At 60.2% G+C, this 4,529-nt stretch carries 7 protein-coding genes; 2 read left to right on the top strand and 5 right to left on the bottom strand.

The window, feature by feature from the left end:
- The coding region (locus AC1DYI_RS27475) for a hypothetical protein (RefSeq protein WP_477207298.1) at nucleotides 1-359 on the top strand (359 nt) is incomplete at its 5' end.
- A 12-nt stretch (nucleotides 360-371) separates the two neighbouring features.
- Nucleotides 372-539: a hypothetical protein gene (locus AC1DYI_RS27470; RefSeq protein ID WP_477207297.1), complete on the top strand. Its 168-nt coding sequence runs from the start codon at nucleotides 372-374 to the stop codon at nucleotides 537-539.
- A gap of 50 nt (nucleotides 540-589) precedes the next feature.
- On the opposite strand, the gene AC1DYI_RS27465 is transcribed toward AC1DYI_RS27470, so the two are convergent.
- From AC1DYI_RS27465 to AC1DYI_RS27445, 5 genes are all read right to left on the bottom strand, one after another.
- On the bottom strand, nucleotides 590-982 hold the full coding sequence (locus AC1DYI_RS27465) for a YybH family protein (RefSeq protein WP_477207296.1): 393 nt from the start codon (nucleotides 980-982) through the stop codon (nucleotides 590-592).
- Nucleotides 983-1,014: 32 nt separating this feature from the next.
- Complete coding sequence (locus AC1DYI_RS27460) at nucleotides 1,015-1,467, bottom strand: SRPBCC family protein (RefSeq protein WP_477207295.1); 453 nt, start codon at nucleotides 1,465-1,467, stop codon at nucleotides 1,015-1,017.
- 184 nt (nucleotides 1,468-1,651) lie between these two features.
- The gene (locus AC1DYI_RS27455) at nucleotides 1,652-1,831 is read right to left on the bottom strand and encodes a hypothetical protein (protein ID WP_477207294.1); all 180 of its coding nucleotides are present in this window, start codon (nucleotides 1,829-1,831) and stop codon (nucleotides 1,652-1,654) included.
- A gap of 354 nt (nucleotides 1,832-2,185) precedes the next feature.
- A complete protein-coding gene (locus AC1DYI_RS27450) occupies nucleotides 2,186-3,019 on the bottom strand; it encodes an HNH endonuclease (RefSeq protein ID WP_477207293.1) in 834 nt (277 codons plus the stop codon).
- Nucleotides 3,016-4,529 (bottom strand): ATP-dependent nuclease (locus AC1DYI_RS27445; protein WP_477207292.1); only part of this gene is annotated, 1,514 nt, incomplete at its 5' end. The genes AC1DYI_RS27450 and AC1DYI_RS27445, both read right to left, overlap by 4 nt.

The following is a 4,529-nucleotide window of genomic DNA, read 5'->3' as shown; positions in this document are numbered from 1 at the left end:
ACATCACGTTCTCGTCGCCCTTCATCCTCGAGCCCGGTGCGCTGTCCAGCCGCGTCAGCCGACACTTGAAGATCGACACCGACGAGCGGGGTAGCTGCCGGCAAAGCGCCGATGGTCGCTGCGTCGACAGCGACGACATCTTCTCGCTGGCCGAACAGCGCAGCCCGGTGACCGACGCCGACCCGCGTGTCACCCGGGTCGAGGTGGTGGCCGGCCATGTCGAGATCGTGGGCGACAAGCACATCGCGCCGACCAAGCTGATCGAGGTGCTGCAGCAGCAGGGGGTGCTACAGGCCACCGCGCCGCAGCGGCAGGCCGCCTTCGATCGGTTACTGGCGCGGTTGTACGGTCAGCGCTAGCCATCCTCGTTCGTGTTCTGGGTCCGCAAAGACGGCCTGCGGGACAAGGGGCAACTCAAGCAAGGCTACAACGGCTGCGGCCACGAAGTGCAGACGCTGGACGGTGACAAGGGGCTGCTGGTGAACGGCGGCAGCAAGAAGCCGGGGCCGAACTACGTGTTGAGCTGGTCGCAGGACTAGGCGGCGGCAGTCGCAGAGCTATCTCACGCCGGGCCAGTCGCTCGACGGTGTCAGCGCTCCACCGGCGACAAGGTGTGGGCGTCGCGCGCCAGCAGCCAACGGCCGTCGGGCTGTTGGCGGTAGATGGTGATCCGATGCCCCGCCAGTTCAATGGTGTCTCCACCGGCGTGCGGCGTCAGCGACAGCGAGTCCTGGCTCAGCGTGTAGGCCACATCGCCAACCACCGTGACCTCTTCCGGCTCGCTGATGCAGCGGATCCGAAATTGCTGGTGTGCACGCAAGAAGCCGTCGGGGAATCCGTCCCGGCCGAACGGCGCCCGGCCCGGGTTCAGGAACACGACATCGTCCGCCATCAAGCTGAGCAAGCGGGCTAGATTGCCGGCGTTGACGGCTTCGATCCAGGTGGTGTGCACCTCGCGGATGGCTTGTTCATCAGGTTCCATTTGCAAGCTCCATGGCCAGACAGTGTCAGGTGTCACTGAGCGCGGTTCTCGCACAGCGCTTTCAGTATTCCCAGTGCCTTCGGCCAGGCTTCGGGCATGCCGTCGAACTCTTCCGTCATGTCTTGGTCGACAGTGAGCTTCGTTCCTTGCGGCGTGGCGGTGAAGGTGTAGTTCTCGTAGGCCGGCGCCCAGGCACGGATGGCTTCGCTGCTCGTGTCTTCAACGCCGTTGGCGATGTAGCCGAGATGTCGGATCGAGAGGAACTCGTTCGGCCTGTTCTCGGCGATCTCCGAGATCACGCCGTGCCGGCTCGGCGTCAAGAAGCGGATTCGTTGACCCTGCTGCCACGAGCCTTCGAAGTACAAGCCTTCGCCAAAGGCAGCCGTCCACTGCGGGTAGCTCTCGGACCCGACCAACATTTGGTAGACCTTGGAGGCCGGTGCGGCAATGTCCACCGACCACTGAAGTCGCCTGAGTGCTGGCATGGGTTGCTCCAATGTGTTGCCGAGGAAAGCCCTCTGGTCACGACGTTCCTGCGCGTCGGGATTCGACAATGGCGAGCAAGGGTATACCCGGCATGGCGGCAAGGAGCGCCCGTGGGGCTGGCAGCAGTGGCTTGTCGAATCCCAGCCCGGCCGCTCGTCGACATCGTGAGCAGACCATTTCCGTTCAACTAGGCGGCGGCAGCCGCCAGACGACGAAGAGCGCCAACACGACGAGCACACCGGCACCTATGGCTGGCAGCAACTTCTTGCGCCGGCCTTGCAACACGATCTCGTCCATTGCGGCACCGCTGTGCTTGAAGTGCAGGACAGGCGTCTTGGGGCGAGAGGCTTCGGCGTTGGACATTGCTGGGTTGAGCATCCGATCAAACCGGCTCGGCGCCAGCGCACAGGCGCTGCGCGCCGACGACCACGACCTCTTCCAACTCGCTGATACAAGAGATCCGCAATGATCGGTGAACGTCCGAAAAGCCGGCGGAGAATTCGTCCCGAACAAACGGCGCTCGGCTCGGATATCAGAGATACAACTGCCGCCCCAGTTCATATGCGATGGGCAATGACCTTTGCTGACCACTTCGTCTTCGCATGGTTGTGCCTTCGGCTCGCGCAGGTCAGCGTCGTTGAAATCTCATGAATGTCGTCTGGTGTTGCTTTGAACAAGGGCGCATTCCTCTCCTTTGCCCGGTCCCAAGTGACTGACCTATGGATGCGACGCATTGGCGGCAAGGAGAACGCCGAGCATCTCATCGGTTGCCGCCAAGCCGTGGAGAAAGGTCGACTTCCAGCCATTCCTAGATCCCGCCATAACCTCTACGAATCTCTGCTCCATGCGGACGTTCTCGCGTGCCGTGTTGATATCCGTAGCGTCTCGAAGTACCGATTTGGGCTCTCGATAGAGGTTGCTCCACCAAGTGATGATCTCCCTCACAAAGCCAGCCGGCTTGACGACGTTGTCGATGTGCCACTGGACGGTGACCTGCTCTTGCCCTTGGACGTTGAACGGCACCAAGTCCACCCTGGGGATCGTCCAAGGCGGCTGGAACGTCACTGTCATCACCCTCTGATCCAGGAAGCCGTCAAAGTATGGGTGCGCTGCACGCTCTCCTACTGCTGCGCCCTGTACGGTGTCCTGTCGCATGGAATTGCATCGGGCACAGCAGGGGATGAGATTGCGAGAGAAGAAGGAGAACTGCGCGTAAGTCGCCTTTGGAAGGTAGTGGTCCAAAGTGCCAGTACTGTCCGACCCACACATTGGGCACGCACCACGCGTCCCATCGCGCATTTCAGCGATGAATCCGAGCGCGGGCGTTTTCGATTTGTACAGATCAACCATCGCGTCCTTCTCTGCCGCGGAGCCGATCGGTGCGAGTCCACCAAGCAGCCACGGGTCACCGCATGCCGCAACGTAGGCGCCATACTGTCCGGCCATCTCGTTTCTATGTTGCCGAATGAGACCAACCTTCTTGCCGCGCGAGCGAAGTAGTTGATCAAGGACAGCCTCGTCGTCGGTGGTGGGAACAGCGAGCTTCCTCATAGATCATTGACTCGCTGGCGAAGCAGCATCATCGCCTCGATGCTCAAGTCGTCTTTGTACTTTTCGAGAACCTCTTCAAAGCTAAGCGCGGCAATGTCAGCGGCCTCGAGTAGCTCCTCATGAAGGTGGGTCGGAGTAGTGTCATTGAACACTTCCGAAGCGATCGAAGCCACGTTGGCTCCTAAGGTTTGTAGTCGCGGGCTGTAGCTTCCAACGCCGTCCTCTGTGACTCGAATAACCTGCACCAGATCCGAGGAGACCTCTCGGACGACGAAAGGCGAATGGGTCGCAACGATTGCCACTGATCGTGATGTGGTGAGCACCTTGTTAAGCAACCTCATGAACTGAGAGATGAGGTTTGGATGAAGGTAGTTCTCGGGCTCGTCCACGACGATGATCGAGCCGGGTCCGGCAAAAGCGAGCACTCTCATGGCGAACTGGATGAAGACAGCCTGCCCAAGACTCAAGTTCCGCGGATTTCCGGAAGCATCGGTGTAGACAATTCGCCGCGACCGGTCCAGGTTGGCGATAGCCTCGAGTTGCTGCTTTTCACCGCCGAAAATCCAGACACCCAGAGGAATCCAGAGCCCCTTTCGTTGCGGTAGTTCCGTGCCGTTCTCGACCACGGGAACATATGCAACTAATTCTTCGAACTCATCTCGTAGCGCTCGATCGAGAACCGCTACTGCGTCTTGACCGTGGAACTGTGAGCGTGCGAGGTCGATGAGAACGCTGCGCTCTGCATTGGCTCGACCACGACGGTCGGCCGGCTCAAGCGCGAAAAGTCGTAGGCCCGCTGCGCCGTCGATCCTCTTCGGTTCAAATGTCTTCAGCGACATTGGATGTGCGAATACCAGCACCTGATTCACTTCAGGCCGATTGCTGAACGTCGCCAAGCGCGACGCTCGGTCATTGAGCGCCCTAGCAAGCGTGGCAAGCGTCGAGGTCTTTCCGCATCCGTTGGCGCCAATGAGCACGGCTATGCGACCGCGCAGGTGGTTGTCTTTGTCGAATGGAAAGTCAAGTTGGAGCCGCGGCCCCCTCTTTCCTGCCATTCGAGCCATGAAGGCCGAGCAAGTGTCGCTTTCGGTATCCATCCCGGCCGCTAGGGCGCGCGCACCATGCTTGTACGCTTCAAAGGATTCGCTGGCACGAACCATGGCCCGCTGGAAGACCGGCTCTTCAAAGAAGCTGGGCCAGTCCGGAACTTGCGCATCTTGCGCACGCAATAGCGCGACGTCATTCAGTGACGCCAGCAGTTGTCTCCCCCTCTCAGCACCAAAGAGACGCCCAACCGTTGCATAGGCTCGGGTGTCGCTGAGCAGACAGGCAAACGGCAGCTTGAGCTTTGATAGAGGCCTGGCCGGGTCGCTTCGGTGCAGCATGTCTTCCATGAGCGCTACGAAGCTGGGCTGACCTTTCAGTGCGAACTTAGCCTCAAACCATTCGATGGTATTTGCAGTCCGAAGTCCGACGTTTGCGGACAAAACGTAGCCGAAGTCATTCCAGC

The organism is Ideonella sp. P3_A4 (assembly GCF_056403075.1).
The sequence above is the reverse complement of the archived record's forward strand: the minus strand, read 5'-3'. Positions and strand labels throughout refer to the sequence as shown.

Excerpts from the sequence above, each read along its gene's own strand:
- AC1DYI_RS27465 (WP_477207296.1), bottom strand. The coding sequence starts at position 982 with ATGGAACCTGATGAACAAGCCATCCGCGAGGTGCACACCACCTGGATC.
- AC1DYI_RS27450 (WP_477207293.1), bottom strand. The coding sequence starts at position 3,019 with ATGAGGAAGCTCGCTGTTCCCACCACCGACGACGAGGCTGTCCTTGAT.
- AC1DYI_RS27455 (WP_477207294.1), bottom strand. The coding sequence starts at position 1,831 with ATGTCCAACGCCGAAGCCTCTCGCCCCAAGACGCCTGTCCTGCACTTC.
- AC1DYI_RS27460 (WP_477207295.1), bottom strand. The coding sequence starts at position 1,467 with ATGCCAGCACTCAGGCGACTTCAGTGGTCGGTGGACATTGCCGCACCG.